Source organism: Pseudomonas iranensis (assembly GCF_014268585.2).
In the GTDB taxonomy this organism is placed as follows: Bacteria; Pseudomonadota; Gammaproteobacteria; order Pseudomonadales; family Pseudomonadaceae; genus Aquipseudomonas; species Aquipseudomonas iranensis.
In genome coordinates this window covers 4,377,501-4,400,784 of the sequence record NZ_CP077092.1, presented here as the reverse complement: position 1 = coordinate 4,400,784, position 23,284 = coordinate 4,377,501, and the positions used below count along the sequence as shown (strand labels likewise).

At 60.7% G+C, this 23,284-nt stretch carries 27 protein-coding genes and 1 pseudogene (1 of these 28 running past the window's edge); 11 read left to right on the top strand and 17 right to left on the bottom strand.

Going from position 1 to position 23,284, the window contains the following annotated elements:
• Positions 1-95: 95 nt before the first annotated feature.
• The 4 genes from dsbG to HU724_RS19745 form a co-directional block, all read right to left on the bottom strand.
• Positions 96-866 carry a thiol:disulfide interchange protein DsbG gene (gene dsbG / locus HU724_RS19760; RefSeq protein ID WP_186567920.1) on the bottom strand — a complete coding sequence of 257 codons (771 nt, stop codon included), beginning with the start codon at positions 864-866 and terminating at the stop codon, positions 96-98.
• Complete coding sequence (locus HU724_RS19755) at positions 842-1,723, bottom strand: TlpA disulfide reductase family protein (RefSeq protein WP_186567922.1); 882 nt, start codon at positions 1,721-1,723, stop codon at positions 842-844. Before HU724_RS19755 ends, dsbG begins: the two co-directional genes overlap by 25 nt.
• Positions 1,723-3,456: a protein-disulfide reductase DsbD gene (gene dsbD / locus HU724_RS19750; protein ID WP_186567924.1), complete on the bottom strand. Its 1,734-nt coding sequence runs from the start codon at positions 3,454-3,456 to the stop codon at positions 1,723-1,725. The genes HU724_RS19755 and dsbD overlap by 1 nt, the downstream gene beginning before the upstream one ends.
• Positions 3,457-3,553: 97 nt before the next feature.
• The gene (locus tag HU724_RS19745; protein WP_016770813.1) at positions 3,554-4,246 is read right to left on the bottom strand and encodes a hypothetical protein; all 693 of its coding nucleotides are present in this window, start codon (positions 4,244-4,246) and stop codon (positions 3,554-3,556) included.
• 254 nt (positions 4,247-4,500) lie between these two features.
• Here HU724_RS19745 and HU724_RS19740 point away from each other — a divergent pair, with 254 nt between their 5' ends.
• Together HU724_RS19740 and HU724_RS19735 are read left to right on the top strand one after the other, a co-directional pair.
• Positions 4,501-5,181 (top strand): response regulator, encoded by a 681-nt coding sequence (locus HU724_RS19740; RefSeq protein ID WP_042607836.1) that lies wholly within the window; start codon positions 4,501-4,503, stop codon positions 5,179-5,181.
• A complete protein-coding gene (locus HU724_RS19735; protein ID WP_038860405.1) occupies positions 5,181-6,503 on the top strand; it encodes an ATP-binding protein in 1,323 nt (440 codons plus the stop codon). Before HU724_RS19740 ends, HU724_RS19735 begins: the two co-directional genes overlap by 1 nt.
• A gap of 16 nt (positions 6,504-6,519) precedes the next feature.
• On the opposite strand, the pseudogene HU724_RS27655 reads toward HU724_RS19735, so the two are convergent.
• Positions 6,520-6,609: pseudogene (locus HU724_RS27655) on the bottom strand (metal ABC transporter ATP-binding protein); the annotation flags it as partial.
• 110 nt (positions 6,610-6,719) lie between these two features.
• Between HU724_RS27655 and HU724_RS19730 the strand changes: the two are divergent.
• The 3 genes from HU724_RS19730 to HU724_RS19720 all read left to right on the top strand — a co-directional run bounded on the left by HU724_RS19730 (position 6,720) and on the right by HU724_RS19720 (position 9,067).
• Complete coding sequence (locus HU724_RS19730; RefSeq protein WP_186567926.1) at positions 6,720-7,205, top strand: GNAT family N-acetyltransferase; 486 nt, start codon at positions 6,720-6,722, stop codon at positions 7,203-7,205.
• Between the two features lie 142 nt (positions 7,206-7,347).
• Positions 7,348-8,760 carry an aspartate aminotransferase family protein gene (locus HU724_RS19725; RefSeq protein WP_186567928.1) on the top strand — a complete coding sequence of 471 codons (1,413 nt, stop codon included), beginning with the start codon at positions 7,348-7,350 and terminating at the stop codon, positions 8,758-8,760.
• Between the two features lie 82 nt (positions 8,761-8,842).
• Entirely contained in the window at positions 8,843-9,067 is a 225-nt protein-coding gene (locus tag HU724_RS19720; RefSeq protein ID WP_016770808.1) for an MbtH family protein, read from the top strand.
• A 176-nt stretch (positions 9,068-9,243) separates the two neighbouring features.
• Here the strand turns inward: HU724_RS19720 and HU724_RS19715 are convergent, their stop codons facing one another.
• The 10 genes from HU724_RS19715 to soxR all read right to left on the bottom strand — a co-directional run bounded on the left by HU724_RS19715 (position 9,244) and on the right by soxR (position 16,747).
• Positions 9,244-10,149 carry a metal ABC transporter substrate-binding protein gene (locus tag HU724_RS19715; RefSeq protein ID WP_186567930.1) on the bottom strand — a complete coding sequence of 302 codons (906 nt, stop codon included), beginning with the start codon at positions 10,147-10,149 and terminating at the stop codon, positions 9,244-9,246.
• Positions 10,150-11,049 (bottom strand): metal ABC transporter permease, encoded by a 900-nt coding sequence (locus HU724_RS19710; RefSeq protein ID WP_007917717.1) that lies wholly within the window; start codon positions 11,047-11,049, stop codon positions 10,150-10,152.
• The gene (locus tag HU724_RS19705; protein ID WP_225927637.1) at positions 11,049-11,900 is read right to left on the bottom strand and encodes a metal ABC transporter ATP-binding protein; all 852 of its coding nucleotides are present in this window, start codon (positions 11,898-11,900) and stop codon (positions 11,049-11,051) included. Before HU724_RS19705 ends, HU724_RS19710 begins: the two co-directional genes overlap by 1 nt.
• A complete protein-coding gene (locus HU724_RS19700) occupies positions 11,897-12,826 on the bottom strand; it encodes a metal ABC transporter substrate-binding protein (RefSeq protein ID WP_186567932.1) in 930 nt (309 codons plus the stop codon). Before HU724_RS19700 ends, HU724_RS19705 begins: the two co-directional genes overlap by 4 nt.
• A 35-nt stretch (positions 12,827-12,861) precedes the next feature.
• Positions 12,862-13,437, bottom strand: coding sequence for a DUF6162 family protein (locus HU724_RS19695; protein WP_186567934.1), 576 nt, complete (start codon positions 13,435-13,437; stop codon positions 12,862-12,864).
• On the bottom strand, positions 13,434-13,775 hold the full coding sequence (locus tag HU724_RS19690; RefSeq protein WP_186567936.1) for a hypothetical protein: 342 nt from the start codon (positions 13,773-13,775) through the stop codon (positions 13,434-13,436). The genes HU724_RS19695 and HU724_RS19690 overlap by 4 nt, the downstream gene beginning before the upstream one ends.
• The gene (locus HU724_RS19685) at positions 13,772-14,314 is read right to left on the bottom strand and encodes a PA2404 family protein (RefSeq protein WP_064361579.1); all 543 of its coding nucleotides are present in this window, start codon (positions 14,312-14,314) and stop codon (positions 13,772-13,774) included. The genes HU724_RS19690 and HU724_RS19685 overlap by 4 nt, the downstream gene beginning before the upstream one ends.
• The gene (locus tag HU724_RS19680; protein ID WP_133339317.1) at positions 14,311-15,510 is read right to left on the bottom strand and encodes a PepSY-associated TM helix domain-containing protein; all 1,200 of its coding nucleotides are present in this window, start codon (positions 15,508-15,510) and stop codon (positions 14,311-14,313) included. Before HU724_RS19680 ends, HU724_RS19685 begins: the two co-directional genes overlap by 4 nt.
• A 214-nt stretch (positions 15,511-15,724) precedes the next feature.
• Positions 15,725-16,183 (bottom strand): VOC family protein, encoded by a 459-nt coding sequence (locus tag HU724_RS19675; RefSeq protein ID WP_095182163.1) that lies wholly within the window; start codon positions 16,181-16,183, stop codon positions 15,725-15,727.
• Positions 16,184-16,294: 111 nt separating this feature from the next.
• The gene (gene soxR, locus HU724_RS19670) at positions 16,295-16,747 is read right to left on the bottom strand and encodes a redox-sensitive transcriptional activator SoxR (protein ID WP_056788635.1); all 453 of its coding nucleotides are present in this window, start codon (positions 16,745-16,747) and stop codon (positions 16,295-16,297) included.
• A gap of 93 nt (positions 16,748-16,840) precedes the next feature.
• On the opposite strand from soxR, the gene HU724_RS19665 reads away from it, so the two are divergent.
• From HU724_RS19665 to HU724_RS19645, 5 genes are all read left to right on the top strand, one after another.
• Positions 16,841-17,203, top strand: a complete 363-nt coding sequence (locus tag HU724_RS19665; RefSeq protein WP_016770724.1) for an antibiotic biosynthesis monooxygenase — start codon at positions 16,841-16,843, stop codon at positions 17,201-17,203.
• Positions 17,204-17,304: 101 nt separating this feature from the next.
• Positions 17,305-17,574, top strand: a complete 270-nt coding sequence (locus tag HU724_RS19660) for a hypothetical protein (RefSeq protein WP_123419085.1) — start codon at positions 17,305-17,307, stop codon at positions 17,572-17,574.
• Positions 17,575-17,675: 101 nt separating this feature from the next.
• A complete protein-coding gene (locus HU724_RS19655) occupies positions 17,676-18,323 on the top strand; it encodes a LysE family translocator (RefSeq protein WP_186567938.1) in 648 nt (215 codons plus the stop codon).
• Positions 18,324-18,492: 169 nt separating this feature from the next.
• Positions 18,493-19,659 carry an aminotransferase class V-fold PLP-dependent enzyme gene (locus tag HU724_RS19650; protein WP_186567940.1) on the top strand — a complete coding sequence of 389 codons (1,167 nt, stop codon included), beginning with the start codon at positions 18,493-18,495 and terminating at the stop codon, positions 19,657-19,659.
• A 68-nt stretch (positions 19,660-19,727) separates the two neighbouring features.
• On the top strand, positions 19,728-21,536 hold the full coding sequence (locus tag HU724_RS19645; protein WP_186567942.1) for an aminopeptidase P family protein: 1,809 nt from the start codon (positions 19,728-19,730) through the stop codon (positions 21,534-21,536).
• 44 nt (positions 21,537-21,580) lie between these two features.
• On the opposite strand, the gene HU724_RS19640 is transcribed toward HU724_RS19645, so the two are convergent.
• Both HU724_RS19640 and HU724_RS19635 read right to left on the bottom strand, forming a co-directional pair.
• Entirely contained in the window at positions 21,581-22,177 is a 597-nt protein-coding gene (locus HU724_RS19640; RefSeq protein WP_186567943.1) for a 2-hydroxychromene-2-carboxylate isomerase, read from the bottom strand.
• 41 nt (positions 22,178-22,218) lie between these two features.
• Positions 22,219-22,947, bottom strand: a complete 729-nt coding sequence (locus tag HU724_RS19635; protein ID WP_130887934.1) for an SDR family oxidoreductase — start codon at positions 22,945-22,947, stop codon at positions 22,219-22,221.
• A gap of 91 nt (positions 22,948-23,038) precedes the next feature.
• On the opposite strand from HU724_RS19635, the gene HU724_RS19630 reads away from it, so the two are divergent.
• Positions 23,039-23,284: the start of a TetR/AcrR family transcriptional regulator gene (locus HU724_RS19630; RefSeq protein ID WP_071173071.1), read on the top strand. It continues 324 nt past the right edge of the window; the window shows 246 of its 570 coding nt (coding positions 1-246); the start codon lies at positions 23,039-23,041; the stop codon falls past the right edge of the window.

The following is a 23,284-nucleotide window of genomic DNA, read 5'->3' as shown; positions in this document are numbered from 1 at the left end:
CTCACTCCCACAGTTAATCGCATTCTGGCTGAGGGAATGCAGTCAACTGTGGGAGCGAGCCTGCTCGCGAAAGGGCCGGTCCAAGCAATGAAAAACTACTTAGGCCCGAGAATCTTCACCAACTTGTCCGGCGAAGGCGCGCCTTGCTGTTGTTGCAGTTCGCCTTTGTCATCCATGTAGAAAATCGCCGGGGTGGCCTGCAGTTCAAGGTCTTCCATCAACTGCATGTTGGCCGCGAGTTTGGTTTGCACGGCGACCGGGATGTCTTTCATGGCCTTTAGCGCGCTGCCCTTGCCGGCCTTTTCGTGATCTTCCAGGGCCTTGGCCGGGTCTTTCGCCGCCAGCAGCGCGGCTGATTTGCCCGGGCTGTCTTCGAGGATGATGCCGACCATGATGTGGCGCAACTGCACTTTGCCGGCCTTGACCCATGGCCGCGCCTGTTCCCAGAACATGTTGCAGTACGGGCAGTTCGGATCGCTGAACAGGTACACCGTGCGCGGTGCATCCTTGTTGCCGTCCTGAATCCAGTTGCTCGCCTCGAACTTGGCCCAGACTTCCTTGGACATCGGTGCGTAGACCAGTTTCTGCAAAGGCTCGCTGCTCAGGTCCTTGCCGTCGGCGTCGTACAGATTACCCACCACGACGTGTTTGCCGTCCGGGGTCAGGTACAGCGCCATGCCGCGATTCTGGTATTGCGCGGCGTACCCGCGCAGGCCATCGGGGGCGTCGAACTGGCCGACGATTTTCGCGCCCTTGGCTTCGATCTTTTTGATCGCCGCAGGCAGTTCTTCAGCAGCCTGCACCGACGGCAAGTGCAGCAGGGCAGTGCCCAGGGTCAGCGTCAGCAGGTGGCGGAGGCGGGGCATGGCAGTTTCCTTGCAGAGTTGGTCGGGGCAACGGCCTGATTAGGGCTTGAAGGCGAAGTGTCGAAGGTTTCCAGGGCGCGGGCGAGGCTGGCGTTCGACAGTTCACCGAGATGACTGGTCAGCAAGCGACCGTCCGGGCTATAGAACAGCGTAGTCGGTAACGCCATGGAACCCACGGCCTGACCGAGACGGCCGCCGCGGTCGAACAGCACGTTGTTCAGGCTCAGGCCCTGGGTTTCCAGGAACGTCGCCACGCTTTGCATGCTTTCGGCCTGATTGACAAACAGGAACGTCAGATCAGGGCGCTGTTGCTGGGCGTTTTCCAGCACCGGCATTTCTCGCCGGCAGGGTGGGCACCAGGTCGCCCACAGGTTGATCACCAGCGGCCCGCCCTGATACTCACTGAGCTTGATGGTTTCGCCAGCGGCGTTGCGCAGGGATATATCCGGCAGGCGCGTACCCTGTTCGTAGATGTTCAGCGACAAGGTGGCGAGCAGCCAGAACGCCACGCCGCTTACCACGCCGAAGCCCAGCGGACGGCGCAAAGCGGGACGACGCCAGCCGCGATATAACGCCGCCAGCAACAGCACGATGACTCCGGGCCAGGCGAGGAAACCGCCGTCGCGCAGATCGATGATCTGCCACGGATCATTGCGATAGTGCGACCAGTACAGCGCGACAAACGCAACGCGCGCCGCGAGCATGCCCAGCAAAAACAGGCTGAACAGCGCTGACTCGGGGTTATCCCCCCCGCGCTTGGCCACTCGCCAGCCGACAAACGTCGCCAGCGCCAGAGCACTGATCAGCAGCAGGTGGTTGAGCGCGATGGCGAAGGTGCCGAGGGTGAACGTCAGCATCAGTTGGCATCTCGGGTGGCGGACCAGCGTTGCAGGAAGGTGTCGGCATCGACCTCGCCGGTGATGCGCTGGCTGCGGCGTTCTTCGCCGTCAGCGCCGATCCAGATGAACGTCGGCGGCCCCGGAACTTTATAGCGACTGAGCAGCTCACGGCTCGCAGCGTTGTCGGCGGTCACATCCAGGCGCAGCAGGCGCACATCGCTCAGGGCCTGCATGACCTTGGCCTCACCGAACACCTTCTTCTCCATGACCTTGCACGACACGCACCAGTCGGCGTAGTAATCGAGCAACACCCACTGGCCCTGAGCCTTGGCCGCGTCGAGTTCGCGTTGCAGGGCGGCAGGTTCCTTGATCGTGGTGAAGGCATCGTGACCCGTAGGCGCCGCGCTGGCGACAGGGCCGGCGCTGTAGACCTGCAATGGCTGATACGGATCATCACTGCCGCCCGCCGCACCGATCACCAACAAGCTGCCCCACAAACCGAGCAGCAAGGACAGGGCGCCAAACACCTGTGCGACGCGGCCAAAGCCTGCGGATTGTTTCCAGGCGCTGTAAGCGGCGATCAACAGCAGAGCGCCACACAGCCCCAACCACAACGAAGGGTCCAGTACCGGGCGCAGCATCAACAATGCAGTGGCAAGAAAGAGGAAGCCGAATATGCCCTTGAGCAGATTCATCCACGCCCCGGGTTTTGGCAGGAAGCGGTTGCCCACGGTGACCAGCAGCAACAGCGGCACACCGATGCCGATGCCCAGTGCAAACAGAATCAGACCGCCGTGCAACGCGTTACCGCTCTGTGCGATGTACAGCAGCGCGCCGGCCAGTGGCGCGGTCATGCACGGCCCGACCAAGAGACCGGACAATGCGCCCAGCACACCGGCGCCGATCAGGCTGCCGCCGCTGCGGCTGCGCGACGCATGTTCAAGACGATCACGCAGGGCCACCGGCAGTTGCAGCTCGAAGAAGCCGAACATCGGCAATGCCAGTACCACGAAAATGGCGGCAAACGCACCGAGCAACCAAGGATTCTGCAACCATGCCTGCAGGTTCGCACCGAGCAGTGCAGCAATGACACCCATTGCGGCATAGACCAACGCCATGCAGATCACATAGCTGCTGGCCAAGGCAAAACCGCGTCGAGGCGTGGCACCACTGCCGACAATCATGCCGGCAAGAATTGGCAGCATCGGCAGCGAACACGGGGTAAACGCCAGCAGCAGGCCGAGTCCGAAGAACACCAGCAGACTCCAGCCCAGCGCCCGTTGTTGCAGACTGCTGGCCAAAGCCTGATCCGGGGCTTCAGCGCTTGGTGTTGCTGCGGCTTTGCCACCCAGGTCAAACACCCGGGTTTGCGGTGGATAACACAGACCGGCATCGGCGCAGCCCTGATAACTGACTTTGATCTGACCGCTGGCCGCTGCCGGGATTTTCACTTCCAGCCCTTGGCGGTAGACCGGCTGCTCGCCGAAGAACTCATCGCTGTGGGATTCGCCTTCAGGCAACACTGGCTGCTGGTCGGCGGCCAGTCCGTCGAATTTCAGGCGTTTCTGATACAGGTAGTAGCCGTCAGCGATCTGCCAGAACAGCTGGGTTTCGCCCGAGTCCAGACGCTCGGAGGTGAGTACGAATGCTTTGTCGACGGGTAAAAAGTCCGGCTTGGACTCGAACGGATTGTTTCCGGCCTGAGCCAGACCGGAAACCAGTAGAGCAAACAGAAGAAAAAAATGACGCATGGAGGAGCCTTGTCCCTGTGCAAGTGGGGTGCAGGATGGGCGGCGGCGATTAACCGATAATTAACCCTATCCTACTAGGCTCGCCGGGATTGACCAATCAGCCACGCAGCAGGCCGGGCCAATTGCCGTCATCAATGGTTCTGGGGCCGGCAACGAGTCGGTCGGACTGAATGTTGTAAGTGAGGTACTGATTGTTGGTCAGGAAGATATACCAGTAACTGTCTGCAAATGTCCGGTCATTCTGCGCCGCTGTGATTATCCGGTCCTTGTAAGGTTTCAGCGCGCCCAGCTGATATTCGCCGAAGCGGTTGTACTTGACGGTCTTGGCCTTGTAGTCGAAAGACAAGTAGTGGCCGTCATCGAGGATGAATCGAAACAGAAAAGGGTGGCCTGTCAGTTGAAACCAGGTGCCGGCGATGATCTTGTCAAAATATGGAAGAATCGGCTTCCATACCGAGTCGGCTACCTTGTAGAAGGCGGCAACTTTATCGCTGTCCTGATCGTATTTGCAGACCATCGGAGTTGTTCCGTCATAGAAGAACAGCCAGGCAATATCCTCGTCACTTCCGGCGTTCCAGCCGAAGGAAGTGGTAGTCAAGCCAAAGCGCAGATCTTTGGTATACGGGGCGAAGTTGTCCCAGTTGCCTGCCGTGGCGGCTGGATAATTGGACGGGACACTATTGTCGCCAAGATCAAAGCGCGAATAGGTATCGGTGTCCTTGAAGAAAAAATAGATTCGATCAGGACCGGAGCGCCAGTCTATGGCAACAAAGTTATTCAAGTTGGTCATGTTTAAACGTCATCCATTTAAGTGTGGGGTTGAAGTTGCCAGTCGAAACTAGATGAAGTTGCGTTGACGATAAAGGCTGAAATTGTTTTCGGATGGGTAACGGGGTAATAAGTTTGCTTGGCGTGCTCGCGTCGGTTGCTGGGCTGCGCCAACCTGACTGCATTCCCGTGCAGCTTTGCGAAGTCGACGTGTGCCGCCATAATTGCCCCTTAATCCTTGCCTGCTTCACTCGCCTTTTTATTTCCGGAGCCCCTATGCACGTACTGGTTTGCGAAGACGATGAGCTGATCGCCAGCGGCATCGTCGCCGGGCTCACGGCACAGGGCCTGACCGTCGAGCACGTCAACACCGCGTCGAAGGCGCGGGCGATGCTCAAGGTCGCCGAATTCGACGTGATGGTGCTCGATCTCGGCCTGCCCGACGAAGATGGCCTCAAGTTGCTGCAACAGTTACGGCAAAGCGGCCTGGAAATCCCCGTGTTGATCCTCACCGCGCGCGATTCGGTGACCGATCGTGTCGACGGTCTGCAGGCTGGCGCCGACGACTACCTGCTCAAGCCTTTCGACCTGCGCGAACTGTTCGCTCGCCTGCAAACCCTGTTGCGCCGAGTGGCCGGGCGCAGCGTCAATCTGATCGAGCATGGCGCGCTTACTTACGACCCGAGTAGCCGCGAAACCCGCCTCGCCGGGCAACCGGTGGACCTGTCGCGCCGCGAGCAGTCGCTGTTGCAGGCGCTACTGCACAATCGCGGCCGAGTGCTGTCCACCGAGCAACTGAAGGACAGCGTCTACGGCTTCAACGACGAACTGGAAAGCAACGCACTGAACGTGCATATCCATCACCTACGGAGCAAGCTTGGCAAAGGCATCGTCGAAACCGTGCGTGGTCTGGGCTATCGCCTCGGGCCTGCCGATGGCGGAGAGCAAGGCAAGTGATGAGTCTGCGCCTGCGGCTGAGTCTGACGCTCGGCGCCGCCTTCGCGCTGATCTGGGCGCTGGCGGCGGCGTGGATGCTCAGCGATCTGCGCAATCAGATGATGTTTTCTCTCGACCAGCGTCTGGTTGCCTCCGCGCGCATGGTCGCCGGCTTGCTCGAGCAATTGCCGACGCTGCCGAGCAAGGGCGAGGGCACTCACTTCAGTGCTGAACAGCTGAACATTCCCGGCGGCATGGCCTGTCAGGTCAGTTCATTGCGCGGCGAGATTCTCGCGCGAAGCCACAACAACCCCGAGCAAGCGCTGGAAGCCGAGAAAATGGGCTTCCACGATCAAATGATCGACGGCGCCCCGTGGCGCAGTTTCACCCTGGCCCGGGGCGATGTGCGCATCACTACGGCGGATCGGCAGATCGAGCGCGAAGCCTTGAACATGTCGATTCTGCTCGCGGCTTCGGTGCCGGTCGGCGTGGCCTTGCTGGGGTGCCTGTGTTTGTTGTGGCTGGGCATCGGTCAGGGTCTGGCTCCACTCAATCGTCTGCGCGAGGCGCTGATGCGGCGCAATGCCGATTCCCTTGAGCCATTGCAGTTGCAGGCGTTTCCCAGCGAATTGAAGCCGTTGCTGGAAACCCAGAATCAATTGTTCCAGCGCATCGGCAAGACCATCGAGCGTGAACGTCGCTTGACCGGTGACGCCGCGCATGAACTGCGCAGTCCGCTGACGGCGATCAAGACCCACCTGCAAGTCGCGCGCATGACCGATGGCAGTGCCCGCGATCAATCGCTGGCCCGCGCCGAGGAGGGCGCCGATCGCTTGCACCGCACCCTTGAACAGTTGCTGCTGCTGGCGCGGGTCGAAGGCAGCCTGTCGTTCGATGACGGCTCGCAATGCAGCGCCGAGCAAGTGGCCCGACTGGCGATCCAGGACGCCACCGGCGGTGAACGGCTGCGGATCAAACTGCACGTGCCGGACGACCTGTCCGCCGCACCGCTGCAAATGCCTGCCGTGCTGGCGATTGCTGCATTGCGCAACCTGCTCGACAACGCCCTGCGCCATACGCCTGAAGATTGTGCGGTCGAAGTCCATTTGGAAAACATCGGCAATCGCGTGCGTTTTGTCGTGCGTGACCATGGCCCGGGCATTGCGCCGGATGACTTGCAGCATCTGACCCAGCGCTTCTGGCGCAACGGGCAGAGCACCGGTTGCGGGCTGGGTCTGGCGATTGTCCAGGCGATTGTTCAGCGCTGTGACTGCGCCCTGCATTTCGACAGCCGCCCGGATGGCTTGCGGGTGGAACTGACCATGCCGTTGCAAACCCTCTGATCTCACCTCGGATCCCCTGTGGGAGCGAGCCTGCTCGCGAATGCGGTAAGTCATCCAATATGGACGTTGACTGGCCTGACGCTTTCGCGAGCAGGCTCGCTCCCACAAAAGAACATGTTCTGCCACATCAAATGTAACTTCTTGGCGTTCGCTATCCGCCAGTGGCGGGGCTAAGGTCAACGCAGCTTTGACTCAATGGATTGAGGGAACTGCGCCATGGAAGCACCCATCTGCATTCGTCCGGCCCGATTGGCCGACGCTGGCATCATCAGCCGCATCATCGAGCGTTCCATCCGCATCGGTTGCGCGCTCGACCACCGCAACGATCCGCCACGGGTCGGCACCTGGATCGCTCAGCAATCCGCTGACTTCATCAGCGCCCGGCTCGCTCATCCCCACTTCCATTTATGCTTGGCTTTACTGGCGGACAAACCCGTCGGTGTCGGCATGGCCCAGGCCAGCGGCGAGATTTCCCTGTGTTACGTGCAACCGGAATCCTTCCGCCGCGGTGTCGGACGGGCGCTGATGCAGAATCTTGAAGGCTGGTTGCGCATTCGCGGTGCGCAGCATGTTCACCTCAACAGCACGCGCACCGCCGAGCCGTTCTATCGGCATCTGGGTTATCAACAAGCGGCGCCATCTGGCATCTGCGACGGCTTGCAAACCGTGCCGTTGCACAAACCTTTGTCCTTATCGGCCTGACAACTTGATCAAGGGTGTAAATCCGCACCGCGCTGAAGCGTTTCCAGAACAGGAAAACCTGCAAGTGCGCCCCGCGACCGGAACGCGCACCTGTCGGTGTGCTGTTCTGGTCACTATCCATAGCGAATTGAGGGGTCGAGAGATGTCAGTCGCCACCAGTCTTATCGAAGCGTCGTCGGCCCGGGTCGCCTCGGCGCCGGCGGAAACGTTGTTCGAATTCAACGAATCACCGTTGTTGGCGCGGCAGAGCCGGCAGGAGTCCAACGCGCGCAGTTATCCTCGGCGTATTCCCTTGGCGCTCAAGCGTGCCAAGGGCTTGTATGTCGAGGATGTTGAAGGACGTACATTCATCGACTGCCTGGCTGGAGCCGGCACGCTGGCGCTGGGGCATAACCACCCGGTGGTGATCGAGGCGATCCAGCAGGTGCTGGCCGATGAGTTGCCGCTGCACACCCTCGACCTGACTACGCCGGTCAAGGATCAATTCGTCCAGGACCTGTTCGGCCTGCTGCCGACAGAACTGGCGGCGCAAGCGAAGATCCAGTTCTGTGGCCCGACCGGCACCGACGCCGTGGAAGCAGCGCTGAAACTGGTGCGCACCGCAACCGGGCGCAGCACCGTGCTGTCATTTTCCGGCGGTTATCACGGCATGAGCCAAGGTGCGTTGAGCCTGATGGGCAGCCTGGGGCCGAAAAAACCATTGGGTGCGTTGCTCAGCAACGGCGTGCAGTTCATGCCTTTTCCCTACGATTACCGTTGCCCGTTCGGTCTCGGTGGCGCGGCGGGCGTCAACGCCAATCTGAGCTACCTGGAAAATCTGCTCAACGATCCTGAGGCAGGTGTGCAATTGCCGGCGGCGGTGATTGTCGAGGCGGTGCAGGGCGAGGGCGGCGTGATACCAGCGGATGTCGAGTGGTTGCGCGGCTTGCGCCGGATCACCGAAAAGGCCGGTGTGGCGTTGATCGTTGATGAGATCCAGAGCGGTTTCGCCCGTACCGGCAAGATGTTTGCCTTTGAACACGCGGGCATCGTTCCGGATGTGGTTGTACTGTCCAAAGCCATCGGCGGCAGCCTGCCGTTGGCGGTGGTGGTTTACCGCGACTGGCTCGACACCTGGCAACCCGGCGCCCATGCCGGCACGTTCCGTGGCAATCAGATGGCCATGGCCGCCGGTTCAGCGGTGATGCGCTATCTGGTGGAGCACAAGGTTTGCGAGCACGCCGCCGCCATGGGTGATCGACTCAGCGAGCATCTGCACATCCTGCAACGCGACTTCCCGCAGATGGGCGATATTCGTGGTCGCGGCCTGATGCTCGGCGTCGAACTGGTGGACCCGAACAGCGCGCCCGACGCGCTCGGTCATCCGCCAGCGTTTGCGCGTCTGGCGCCGCTGGTACAGCGTGAATGCCTCAAGCGTGGCCTGATTCTGGAACTGGGCGGCCGCCATGGCGCAGTGGTGCGCTTCCTGCCGCCGCTGGTGATCACTGCCGCGGAAATCGATCGGGTGGCCGAGATCTTCGGTCGCGCATTGGCCGCTGCCACCGCCGCGCTGTAAATTTTTCCGCGCGGCGAACGTTCTTTCTACATACCCGGCTGCATTCTTTGTGCAGCCGACCTTACAACGATGGAGAACCAGCATGACGTCAGTATTCGACCGCGAGGACATCCTCTTTCAGGTCGTGGTCAACCACGAAGAGCAATACTCGATCTGGCCCGATTACAAAGCCGTGCCCCAAGGCTGGCGCACCGTGGGCAAGAGCGGCCTGAAAAAGGAATGCCTGGCCTATATCGAAGAAGTCTGGACCGACATGCGCCCATTGAGCCTGCGCCAGAAGATGGATGCGCAAGTCGCGGCGCAATAAGCGACCGGGCAAAAGAAACCCGCTGGGCCAGTGATGGTCAGCGGGTTTTTTCATGTCTGGAGAGTGACGTTGTGGGCGCGGGCCTTTTCGCGAGCAGGCTCGCTCCCACAGGGGATCGCATTTCAACTGTGGGAGCGAGCCTGCTCGCGAAGAACGATTACGCGGACTTATTCAAACTACGCTCCGCTCAACCCCTTGAGCAACAAATCCACATTCCCCTCCAGCTCCGCCAGCGGATCCGCCGCATCGGTACTCAACACCACCAGGCGGCTGCCGGATTCGGCAATCGCTGCTTTCACCGGCTCCGCTGGCTGGCGATGGTGCAGCACCACCGCCACGTCATTGTCCTTGAGCGTCGCTGTCAGCTTCTTCAACTCCTCTGGCGTCCAATCGGCATCGGGACGCGCATCCTGTCCGGCCAGTTCAAGGTTGAGGCTGCCAATCAGATAGCCGAAGTGATCGCTCAGGCTCATCACGCTCAGGTTGTCCGCTTCGGCCAGACGCGCTTCGGTGTCCGCGCTGAGTTTCAGCAAACGCTGTTTCAACGCCGCCAGGTTGGCTTCGATTGCAGGCTTGGCGCTCGGCGCCAAGCGCACCAGGTCTGCGGCCGTCACATCGGCCATGCGCCCCATGTTGTTGCTCGCCAGCCATGGCTGACTGTTCAGGCCATCAACCTGCAGGCCCGGCTGCACGGCGATGCCGGGCAGGGCGCCGTCGACCGGGCGCGCAGCGTCGACTTCGACGATACGGATATTGCTGCGCCGCGCGATCGGGTACAGCGGATCATCGGCCCACAGCGAACGCAGACCGATTACCGCGTCCGCGTCGGTGGCCAGTTTGCTCAGCGCCGGAGCGCCACGGCCGGTGAAATACGCAGTCTGACGGCTACCCGGAAGGTTGGCCGGCGCCGCACGTTCGAGGTTGACGTTCGTGCCCTTGAGCAATGCTTCGCCCAATCCATAGGTGATCGGTAACGAGGCCAGAACGCGCACCGGTTTCGCAGTTTCAGCCGCCATCAACGGAGTGCAGACCACGCCACACAGGGCCATGGCCAGAGTCAGGTTACGCAATGAAAAAGCCATTTATCCAAGGTTCCCTTTCAGGCTGGGGACGACGCCGCGCGCAATGGCGGCGAGGGCGAAAGCGATGCCGGCGACCAGAATGATCGCAGCGCCGGACGGGATCGGCAGGTCGAACACGATTGGCGCAAGAATCCCGCACAGGGTGCTGACGGTAGCGATCAGCACCGAGCACCAGAAAAACCCTTTCAGCGACTGACTGAGCAAGCGCGCCGCTGCCGCCGGAATCACCAGCAAGGCACCGACCAGAATCGCGCCAATCACCTTCACTGCCGCGACGGTGATCAAGGTCACCAGGATCACGAACAGGTAATCCAGGGTCTTCACCGCTACGCCACGCACCGCCGCCAGTTGCGGATTGAAACTGGCGAGCATGATGCGGTTGTACAGCGGCAGGGCGAGGGCCATGACCAGCGAACCGACGATGGCCAGCACCGCCAGATCATTGCCGTTGACGGTCAACACCGAACCGAACAGCACGTTTTCCAGAATGTGCACGTTGATCTTGCCGGCGAGAATCAGCAGCAGGCTCGCGCCCAGGGCCAGTGACACCGAGAGAAACACGCCGATCAGCGTATCCGGTGCCAGCCCGGTGCGGTTGCGCAGGTAGTTGAGCAGGATGCCGAACAGCAGGCAGTAGCCGAACAGACTGCCGTACGGGCCGGTGTAGGGTTCGCCGAGCAGGATGCCGATGGCGACACCGGTCAACGCGGCATGGCCGACTGCTTCGGAAAAGAACGCGAAGCGCTTGACCACCACCAGCGTGCCGAGCCCGCCCAGCACCGGGCCGATCAGCAGGCCGGCGAGCAGCGCATTGACCACAAAACCGTAGGCCAGCGCCTCGGGCAGATAACCTGACGATGCCCAACCCTGGACCATCAAACGAAAGGCTTCGTAGCTCATCAGACCGCGCTCCGTGGATGGGTGGAAAACAGCGTCAGCAGACGTTCCGGAGTCAGCGCCTGTTGCGGTGTGGCATCGAACAGCACGCGGCGGTTGAGACCGGTAACCCGATCGGCCAGCCGACCTACCGCTTCCAGGTCATGTTCGATCCACAACACCGTGATGCCCGCCGCGCGCCAGTCAGTCAGCAGACGTTCGAACACTTGGATCCCGGCCTCATCGAGGGCCGACATCGGCTCGTCGAGCACCAGCAGTTGCGGCGCCGGAATCAAGCCCTGCGCGAGCAGCACCCGCTGCCGCTCGCCGCCGGACAGCGCGCCCATGCGCCGCTTGCGCTTGTCCTGCATGCCGACCCGTTCCAGCGCTTCGCCGATGGCGCCGGCATAGTGTTTGCTCAAGCCGAGAAAGGCCGGGCGGCGTTGACACATGGCGGCCATGAAATCGTCGACGGTCATCGGCAGGCCGCGATCGAACTCCAGCGCCTGCGGGACGTAACCAATGGTGCCAGGCTCGCCGGGCCAGTGCAGGCTGAGCTGGCCCTGATGCGGCATCTGCCCGAGCAGGGTCTTGATCAGCGAACTCTTGCCACCGCCGTTGGGGCCGACCAGCGCATGCACGCTGCCGGGCTGCACCTGGAAGCTGACCTTGTCGAGAATCGTCGTACGCCCCAAGGTCAGGCTGATACCCGCAAACTCCAGCGCCGGCCCGTTTTTTCCCTGTGGGAGTGAGCCTGCTCGCGAATGCGGTGTGTCATTCAACGAAGATGTTGGCTGATCCGGCGCCTTCGCGAGCAGGCTCGCTCCCACAGGGGGTTCAGCGTGATCGGCGATCAAGGTTTCTTTCGACGTCATGCCCCCGACTCCTGAATCGCCCGAACCACGGTGTTGAGGTTGCCGGTCATTTCCTTTTCATACTTGTCGGCGGTGTATTCGCCGTAGGAAATGTGCGACAGCGGGTACAGCTTCACCCCGGATTCGCGCTGGATGGTGTCGACGTAGCTGGAAGGGAAATCCATCTCGGAGAAGATCACTTTCACGTCGAGTTCGCGTAATTGATCGATGGTTTTTTTCAGCTGGCTCGGGCTTGGCTCGATGCCGTGGGCGGGCTCGACCACGGCTGTCACTTCCAGACCGAATTCACGCAACAGATAGTCGTAAGCTGCGTGCACCGTGGCCACGCGCAGTTCGGCGTTCGGTGCCTGGGTCAGTTTGGCCAACGCGTCGGCGCGCATCTGCCGCAGGCGTTTGCCATAGGCGCGGGCGTTCTGGGTGTAGGTCTTGGCATTGTCCGGATCGATCTTGCCCAGCTCGCGGGCGATGTTGTTGACCTGGGCGATGGAAGCGCTGATCGACAGGAACGTGTGCGGATTGACCACTTTGCCGGCGCCGCGCGCAGCGACACCGGTGGCCGCCAGCAGCGGCACGTTCTCGTTGGCTTCGATGGTTTTCACGTTGGGTGTTTCGCTGGCGGCGATCATCCGGTCGGCGAAGTCGTCATGGCCGACGCCGTTGAGCACGATCACGTCCAGTCCGCTGATGCGCTTGATGTCTTCGGCGCGCGGTTCGTAGGCGTGCGGATTGAAGCCCGCAGGAATCAGCGGCACCACTTCGGCCTTGTCGCCGACGATGTTGGCGACGTAGCTGTAATACGGATGCAGAGTGATGCCGATACGCAGGCGTTTGCCTTGCTCGGCGCTGGCCAACGGGCTCAGCAGGCAGGCGCACAGGCCAAGCAGAAACAGACGTAACAAGGGACGGCGAGGAGATGAAATGGGCATGGGCAAGCAGTCTTCTCTCGGATAAAGGCGAGGAATCAATGGCGATGTTCGCGGGTAACCCCGGCATCGAATTGCGCGACGATCTGTTTCCAGCCAGCGGCGGACAGCGCGGCGTCAGACAGATCCTCAGCAGGGGCGGGATCGGCGCCACGGTTGAGCCAGATGTCCGGCACCGCGTTGGCGTCAGTGCCGACACGCATCAGAAATGAACCGGCGACATCAGGCGTTGCGCTGCGGCCGAAATAGGCGCGCTCGGCGAGCATTTGCCATGCGTGACCACCACGGCTGACCGAACTGGCGTCCTGCGCGAACGGCGCAAAGCCTTCTTCGGCCAGCATTTTTGGTGTCGGCAGGGCTTGTTGCTCTTCGCGCAGCAAGCGGATTTCGTCGAGAGTTACCCGCAGGTCGGCATAGATGCCTTGCTCGGCGGCGCTGAGATCGCGGCGGGCGTCGTACTGGTTGCTGGCGACCGGCTCCGGTTCATGGGAAACCCCGCGCCACGCCACCACCGAGCCGGCGACCGCGAGGATCAGCAGGCACAACAGCAGCACATTGAGGGTTTCATGACCGGCGCCGGCCGGGCGTACCACTTGCGTCGTCGGGCTACTCATGGGGCTTCGATATCCGCCTGGTCGATTTCCACAACGTGGCCTGGGCCGGCATCGAACAGCACATAGAACTCGCTGCCGGGTTTCTTGAACGTCAGCGTCGAGTCATCACCCAATTTGCCCGGCACCAGAATGGTTTCGTCGTAGCCGATCACGTCGAGGGTCACACCCGGCGCGCCGCTGCCGTCGGAAAAACCGCCGGTGCATTTGATCTGTTCGGCATCGATGGCTTTGCATTCGCACATCGGGTTGTGCGCCAGGGCGCTGGCGCTGAAACCGGCGCTCAGCAGCAGCAGCGCGGCGCTGGCGAGCAAACGGGTCTGAAGGGGCGAGCGAGTCATGGTTTGGCTCCTTGTTTGTTCAGCCACGCAACCGTGGCGGGGGAGGCTTGGCTCAGGGGAATCGCGGCCTGGTGCATGCTGCCGTCCCAGCCTTCCATGGTGATCCACAGCTCGGCGTCAGGTTTGGTCTTTGCCGGGATCGGCATTTGCGTGCCCATGCGATAAGGCGTACCGAAGAAGATCGTGCCAGCGGCGCGCAGACTGCGCGGCTTGCCGATGCGCAGGTAAGTGGCCTTGACCTGTTCGACGCAGGTATCGCAGACGGCGGCAGTGAAATCCTTCATATAGCCGGCCGGTCCGCTCAGGTGCGGTGCCTCTTCGCGTAACTCGGCCAGGCGCAGGCTCCATGGGCCGACCTGAACCGTGCCAATTTCCCGTTGACCCAGGCCACTGTCGCCGCGAAACAGCGAGGCATCGGCAAAGTATTTCGGCATGAAGCCCAGCGGGATCAGCAACAGCAGGACATTGATGTGGAAGCGCCACTTGTGCCAGAAACGCGACAGGCGCGAGGGCGGTGTGACCGAGATGGCTTTGTTCACAGGCTGGCCTCCGAAGGTTCACGGCGCAGCGCCGGTTGTGCCTTGATGCGGTTTTTCTTGTCTTCGCGTTTCAGCGCATTGGCGGTGGCCAACGCGGTGCGCTTGGTCCAGATCAGCAGGCCGCTGAGGATCATCATGCTCAGCAACAGACCGAAGAAGAACCAGATCAACTTGATCCAGATCCCACCGAAGTCGCCGGTGTGCAACGGGCGCATGGACTCGGTGACGAATTCCAGCGAGGACCGATCGGACAGCAACCGTGAGGAGGCCATTTCGCCGTTGTACGGGTTGAGAGTCGCGGTCTGATACATCAGCGGATACCAGCCACGGCCGCTGACGCTCATGTGCGAGTAGGCATTGCCCGGCAGGTTGACGTAGCTGGCTTCCAGGCCCGGAATCTTCTGCTGGGCGATTTCGATGGCGCGGTCCAGGCTGATGCGCGGCGGCGGGGTGCCGGCGGCCGAGATCGGCACACTTTCGCGGGACATCGCCGGGATGATCGGCTCGCTGGAAATGGAAATCTGGTTATCGAACAGGATCGCCTTGATCAGGAACCAGATGCCGGTGATGGAAATCACCGCGATGAACCAGATCGACCAGATGCCGCACAGGCGATGAAAGTCGCCCCAGAAAATCCGCGCGCCGTGGCGCACGCGCAGGGTCGGGCGCAGGAAACCTTTCCAGAAGCGCTTGTACACCACCAGCCCGGTAATCAGCGACACCAGCATCGGCACGCCGAGCAACGACACCAGGTACCAGCCCCAGCTGTAACCATTGGTGAACGGCACCAGCCACCAGCCATGCAGGGCGCGGGTAAAGGCCTTGAAATCGAAGGCCGGCGCGGTGCCCTGAATGACTCCGGTGTACGGATTGACATAGACCGTCAACGAGCGCCCGTCGGGGTAGCTGACTTCGACATCGAGGGCAAAGTGCGACTCGTCCGGACGATTGATGCTCTGTACCAGGGTTTGCGGCTCGGCCTGTTTGATCGCGGCGAGAATCTGGTCATAGCTCAGTCGCGGCGCATCGTCCGACGGCTGACTGGCGCGCATTTGCGGGTTGGCCAGCCAGACAATCTCCTGGCTGACCACCGCCAGCGTGCCGGTGACACAGACGATCAACACAAAGAACCAGATCGGCAACGCCAGCCAGCTATGCACCAGGAACCACAGTTTGGAACGGGATTTCTTCGACATGATTGCGCGTCTTGATTGCGGTGGAAGGGGCCGGGCTACGGGCTTCGCAGCACGGAACTCCCCGGGAGGCCGTTCGTGGCTTTTGCCTACGCGAACGGCCTGCATTCCTATAAGACGGATGAGCGAAGAAAATCCCGAAAGCGGATATGAAAGTAAATGTTTCGCAATTACATCGGCAGTGCATTTTTGCCGGTCGATCCGAGGCAAAAAGCCCTCAGCCTTGGCTGAACATCTCCATCGCACGCTGGCGAATCTGCTCTTCGCTCAGATCCTCCTTGTGCGTGGCGAGAAACCACAGATGGCCGAACGGATCTCTCAAGGTACCGCTGCGGTCACCGTAAAACTGGTCTTTGACCTCGGAGACGCTTTGCGCGCCGGCATCCAGCGCTTGTTGAAAGGACTGGTCGACATCGGTGACATACAGGTGCAAGCCGATCGACACCGCCTGCTGTGGATTGCTCAACGGCCCTTGGTCGCAAGGCGTGCCGAGCATGATCGCGCTGTCGCCGATGCGCAGCTCGGCGTGGCCGATGTTGCCGTCGGGCATGGTCAGGCGCATGACTTCGCTGGCATTGAAAGCTTTCTTGTAGAACTCGATGGCCTCGGCAGCCTGTTGGATGCCGAGATACGGGGTAATGCTGTGATACCCCTCGGGAATGGGTTTGACGCTCATGACGTTCTCCCTGTTTTTGTTTTCAACAGATGTGGTTACACCGGATTTACCCGGAGCAATCACTATAGAACCGTCCTTGCTGCGCAAATTGTTCGCCGACGAGCAGCGTCATCACTCATCGCGAAAGTGCGGGCCTGGCCCTCGGTCACCGAGCATGTCGCCTTTATTGCGTAACGGACACGCCTCCATGGACAGACAGCCGCAGCCGATGCACCCGGTGAGCTGATCGCGCATCAGCGTCAATTGCCTGATCCGTTCATCGAGCTCGCGCTGCCATTGTTCAGACAGCATTTTCCAGTCCGCCGCCGACGGCGCGCGATCCTGCGGCAGGATCTTCAGCGCTTCGCCGATTTCCGCCAGCGGTATCCCCAGCCGTTGCGCAACTTTGATCAACGCCACCCGGCGCAGGACGGCGCGCGGATAGCGGCGCTGGTTGCCGGCATTGCGTTCACTCTTGATCAAACCTTTGGCTTCATAAAAGTGCAGCGCCGTGACTGCGACGCCACTGCGCGCCGCAACCTCGCCCACGGTGAGAGGCTTGTGCACCTGGTCTTTGCTGATCATGCTGAAAATGCTCTTGACCTTGACTTAACTAGAGGTTTTACCCTGCAGCTCTTCGGGTCGCAAGGCTCGCTTCAAGATGAGTGGGGGCTTTCCATGAGCAATCGCAGCTTTACCCAATTGATCGAATTTGAAATCGAACCCCGCCAGCAAGCAGCGCTGGTCTCGGCACTGGCGACGCAGACCGAGGGGCTGGCCCAGCGTTACGACGGGTTTCTCAGCGCCAGCGTGCAGGCCAGCGACGACGGCCGCCGCGTGCTGAGCTTTTTGCAGTGGCAAAGTCGCGAAGCGGGGGAGGCGGCCTTTCGCAGTTTCGAAAGCGGCGAGGAGGATTTCTGGCAATTGATCCGCACCCATCGGGCGAAAACCGTGACCTTCAATTCGTTCCAGGTGCACAGCAGCATTGCCCGCAGCCACGACGACGCGCTGCACTGCCGTTTGCCGGTCAGCCAGTATTAGCGCAAACCTGATAGCCACTATTGAGAGCGTTGATTTCTGCGCGAGCGTGCCCGGGCGTAGCCTTTCTCCATCGACCCCACATTGCTCGCCAGGACGCTCCCATGAACCGTTTACTGACTGTTTCGCTGATGCTCGCTGTTTCCGTACTCGCCGGTTGTGCCGGCCATGTTTCGCCAGAGCTGCGCCCATACACCGCTGAAGAATCCCGCGAACTGGCGCTGGAAGCGCTGAACCGCAGCGGCTTGTCATTCGACGAATACCACGCGAAAAAAGCCCAGTTGCTCGGCCAGCCGCAGAAGACTTTCGGCTTCGATCAACAGGGTGAGATGAGCGCCGAACGTGCCGTACAGCTGCACGGTCGCCCGAGCTGAAAGCAAACTGTACTGCTTGAAGTTTTCCCTAACTGTCCGTGGGTTTGCCGGGCCGTGTGGGATAGGGTCAACAGCTGAATGACCCTGGATGGACTGCCTCGATGAACCTCTCGCTTGATCTGCTGTTGGGCTTTGCCCTGTTTGCCCTTGTCACCTCGATCACACCGGGGCCGAACAACACCATGTTGCTGGCGTCCGGAGTGAATTTCGGTTTCAACCGCACCATTCCGCATATGCTCGGCATCAGCTGCGGCTTCTTTTTATTGGTGGTAGCGGTGGGCTTCGGCCTTGGCGCGGTGTTTCAGGCCTATCCGATTCTGTATACGGTGCTGCGATATGTCGGCGCGGCGTATTTGTTGTATCTGGCGTGGAAGATCGCCCACTCCGGCCCGGTCGGCGACAGTGCCCACGGCGAGGCGAAACCGATCAGCTATCTGGGCGCCGCGGCGTTCCAGTGGGTCAATCCCAAGGCGTGGATCATGGCCATCGGCGCCATCAGCACGTACACGCCGATGCAGGGTTATTTCTATAACGTCGTAATCATCGCGGCGGTGTTCGCCATCATCAATCTGCCCAGTGTCGGCCTGTGGGCGGCGTGCGGCACGCTGTTGCGCAATGTGCTGAAAGATCCGCGCTGGTTGCGCGTGTTCAATTGGGGCATGGCAGCGCTGTTGGTGATCTCGTTGTATCCGTTACTTCTGGAAAGTTCACTGACGCATTGCTTCAATCGCCGGCCCGATGCCTGTTAAGCTCGGTTTCAGGAGCGTTCCTACGCACTTTTAATGAAGCCCTACTTCTTTAACGGCATCCGATCAGGTATTGATGACGCTCTCGAACCCATGCACAGCTCACGAGGCTGTGCATCGTCGTTTGCAGACACGAGCCTCCTGATCCCGGAACACGCTCTGCGAGTCCTTTATGAACACACGTCCGTTGTATTTCGATTACGCCGCCACCACCCCGGTGGACGAGCGGGTCATCCAGGTGATGATCGAATGTCTGGGTTTTCACGGTAACTTCGGTAACCCGGCGTCCAGCTCCCACGCTTTCGGCCAGCAGGCCCGGCAGACGGTCGAGCAGGCACGTCGGCAAGTCGCCGATCTGGTCGGCGCGCAGCCTGAGCAGATTGTCTGGACCTCCGGAGCCACCGAATCCAACAACCTCGCCCTCAAAGGCGTCGCCCAGGCCCGTGGCATTTCCGGCGGCCATATCATTACCAGTCAGATCGAACACAAGGCCATTCTCGACACCGCTCGGCAATTGCAGGACTCGGGCATTGCCGTGACCTATCTGGTGCCGGACGCCCAAGGCTTGATCACGCCGCAAGCGGTCAGCGAAGCGATGCGTGACGACACCTTTCTGGTGTCGCTGATGCTGGTCAACAACGAGCTGGGCACGGTCAACGATGTCGAGGCGATTGGCGAAGTGGTGCGCAGTCGGCAGGCGTTGTTTCATGTTGATGCGGCGCAAGGCGCGGGCAAAGTCGCGATCGATCTGAGCCGCTGGCCGGTGGATCTGATGTCGTTTTCCGCACACAAACTTTACGGTCCCAAAGGCATCGGCGCCTTGTATGTCGGCCCGCAGGCGCAGCAACGCTTGCAGGCACAGATCCACGGCGGCGGTCATGAAGGTGGCCTGCGCTCCGGAACCCTGGCGACTCATCAGATTGCCGGGATGGGCGCTGCTTTCGCTTTGGCCGCCGACGCATTCGATGAAGAGAAAAAATCCATCATCGCTTTACGCGAACGCTTGCTCGAACAGCTTTTGAAGTTGCCCGGCGTGCGCCTCAATGGCAGTGCCTCGCAACGTATTCCGCACACCCTGAGCCTGACCTTCAGCGAGGGCGAGTTCAACAGCGCCGCATTGAGCCATTCGATCGCGTTTTCCGCGACCTCGGCGTGTAATTCCGCAAGTAATGCGCCGTCCCACGTGCTGCTCGCGCTCGGGCACGATGCGCGGCTGGCGGGGCGCACCATTCGCTTGAGCCTCGGGCGGTTTACCACCGTTGAGGATGTCGACAAGGCCGTTGACCTGATCACAACCGCCTGCGCCAGTGCCCCGCCATTCTGGGCGACAGGGCTCTAAACAGCAGACGCTTTCCATGGCCGCGAAGGCTACGAACAATAACGATGACGCGATTAGCAGGAGACATGATGAGTTCCCACACCTTGACCGAAGGATCGGTGCTTCAGCGCCTGGCGCATACCCGTGAACTGATGCGCCGCGAAGGTATCCATGCGCTGCTGGTGCCGTCCGCCGACCCGCATCTTTCGGAATACCTGCCGGGTTACTGGCAGGGCCGGCAATGGCTGTCGGGTTTTCACGGTTCGGTCGGTACGCTGATCGTCACTGCGGATTTCGCCGGTGTGTGGGCCGACAGTCGTTACTGGGAACAGGCGACGAAAGAGCTTAACGGCAGCGGCATCGAACTGGTCAAGCTGCAACCGGGGCAACCGAGCCCGCTGGACTGGCTGGCCGAGCATACCCCCGAGGGCGGCGTGGTTGCGGTGGATGGTGCGGTAATGGCGGTGGCTTCGGCGCGCACACTGAGCAGCAAGCTTGAGGCACGCGGTGCTCGCCTGCGCACCGATATCGACCTGTTGCAGGAAGTCTGGCGTGATCGCCCGAGCCTGCCGAACGCGCCGATCTATCAGCATCTGCCGCCACAAGCGACCGTCAGCCGTGGCGAGAAACTCGCGAAATTGCGCGAAACCTTGCAAGAACGTGGTGCCGACTGGCACTTCATCGCCACCTTGGATGACATCGCCTGGCTGTTCAACCTGCGTGGCGGTGATGTTTCGTTCAATCCGGTGTTTGTTTCGTTCGCCTTGATCAATCAGCAACAGGCCACGCTGTTCGTGGCGCTGAGCAAGGTCGATGGCGATCTGCGCGCGGTACTGGAGCAGGATGGCGTGACGCTGCGTGACTACAGCGAAGTGGCCGATGCGTTGCGTGCTGTGCCGAGCGGCGCGAGCCTGCTGGTCGATCCGGCGCGAGTGACCACGGGGTTGCTGGATAACCTGGACAGTGGCGTGAAACTGGTCGAGGGTCTCAACCCGACTACGTTGGCCAAATCGCAGAAAAACGAAGCCGACGCTCAGCACATCCGCAAAGCCATGGAGCAGGATGGCGCGGCGTTGTGCGAATTCTTTGCCTGGCTGGAATCGGCGTGGGGGCGCGAGCGCATCACCGAACTGACCATCGACGAGAAACTTACCGCTGCCCGTGAACGTCGTCCCGATTACGTTTCGCTGAGCTTCAACACGATTGCCGCGTTCAACGCCAATGGCGCGATGCCGCACTATCACGCTACCGAAGAAGAGCATGCGCTGATCGAGGGTGATGGTCTGTTGCTCATCGATTCCGGTGGCCAATACCTCGGCGGTACCACAGACATCACGCGCATGGTCCCGGTGGGTACGCCGACGCAGGAGCAGAAACAGGATTGCACGCGCGTGTTGAAAGGCGTGATTGCGCTGTCGCGGGCACGATTCCCGAAAGGCATTCTGTCGCCGCTGCTCGACGCCATCGCTCGTGCGCCGATCTGGGCTGACAACGTCGACTACGGTCACGGCACCGGTCATGGCGTGGGCTATTTCCTCAACGTTCACGAAGGTCCGCAAGTGATCGCTTATCAAGCGGCACCGGCACCGCAGACGGCGATGCAGCCGGGGATGATTACCTCGATCGAACCCGGCACTTATCGCCCGGGCCGCTGGGGCGTGCGCATCGAGAACCTGGCGATGAACCGCGAGGCCGGCAGCAGCGAATTCGGCGACTTCCTCAAGTTCGAAACCCTGACGCTGTGCCCGATCGATACCCGCTGCCTGATTGCTGACCTGTTGACCCACGAAGAAAAGCAGTGGCTGAACGACTACCACTGCGAAGTGCGTGAGCGACTGAGTCCATTGCTGGATGGCGCGGCGTTGAGCTGGTTGAACGAGCGCACTGTGGCCATTTGATCGATTTACCCAAGGCGCCGCTCGCGGTGCCTTGGGTCTCGGCTTCAATCCTGGCGCAATGCCTCTTCTACGAAGTCGAGTCGATCCTGACCGAAGAACAACTGATCGCCAATGAACATGCTGGGGGCACCGAAAACGCCGCGCTTGATCGCGGCTTCGGTGTTTTCCTTGAGTGCGGCTTTTACCGATTCATCGTTGGTCAGGGCGATTATCTCTTGGGGATCGAAGCCGTTTTCAGTCAGCACGGCGGCAACGGTTTGCGGATCGTTGAGGTTACGGCCTTCGACCCAAAGCGCCTTGAACAGGCAATCGACGAACTCGGCGAAACGCTGCGGCTGGCGCATCTGCAAGCCAGTGACGGCACGCATCAGTATCAGCGTGTTGATTGGAAAGTGCGGATTGAATCTGAGCTGTACGCCGTAGCGTTTGGCGAAGCGATCGAGGTCCTGAAACATGTAGCGGCCCTTGGCCGGAATCATTGCCGGCGAAGCGTTGCCGGTGGCTTTGAACACGCCACCCAACAGCATCGGGATGTAGATCAGTTCGCTCTGGGTATCGGCGCAGATTTTCGCTAGCTGGGTGTGCGCCAGATAGGTGGTGGGGCTGCCGAGGTCGAAATAGAATTCCACGGTTTTCGTCATGATCAAATCGCTCTCTTATTGTTGTAATGAGGGGGGAGGGCTTACCAGCGTTCGTTCCATGGGCGCAGGTCCAGCTCGAAGGTCCAGGCATCCCGTGGCTGACTGTGCAGATACCAATAGTTTTCAGCGATGTGCCCTGGATCGAGAATGCCGTCCTGATCCTTGGTCGCGTATTTCTCGGGAAAGCTGTCGCGGATGAAGTCGGTATCGATCGCACCATCAACTACGACGTGGGCGACATGAATGTTCATCGGCCCCAACTCTCTCGCCATGCTTTGCGCCAGTGCGCGGATGCCGTGTTTGGCTCCGGCGAAAGCGGCAAATCCAGAAGCACCGCGCAGCCCGGCCGTGGCACCAGTGAACAGAATCGTGCCGCGCTGCCGAGTGACCATGCGCTTGGCCACTTCACGGGCATTGAGAAAACCGGAGAAGCAGGCCATCTCCCAGATCTTGAAATATTTGCGCGCGGTTTCTTCGAGAATGCTGCAAGGCACGTTGGCGCCGATGTTGAAGACAAAGGCCTCAATCGGGCCGACGCGGGTTTCGATGTCTTCGATCAAGGCGATGACGTCTTCTTCCTTGCGCGCATCGCAGGCAAAACCATGGGCCTCACCGCCATCAGCGATGATTGCGTCAACCAGAGGCTGCAATTTGTCGGCGCTGCGCCGGGTCACACAGGCTATAAATCCCTCACTGGCAAAGCGCTTGGCAATGGCCCCGCCCGTGGCATCACCGGCCCCGACAACCAACACGACCTTCTTGTTATTCATGGGTGAATCCCTTTGGGTTAACGATCGTTTAGTTAACGAACGTTATGCTAGGATTCGGGCAGCGTCAAGGCGATCTACTTCAGGAGATGACATGCGTTATTCGGCCGGACACAAATCGGAAACCCGCGAACGATTGCTGCAAAGCAGCGCGCTGTCGGCAAAGAAATCGGGGTTTTCCACGGTGGGCGTGGATGGCCTGATGAAAGCCATCGGTTTGAGTGGCGCCGCGTTCTACAGCCACTTTTCATCCAAGGATGCGTTGTTCGCTGCCATCGTCGAGCGAGAGTTGAGTGAAAGTCTTGAGCGCCTTGGTGGCCAGGGCGGTGCAGATCGGCAG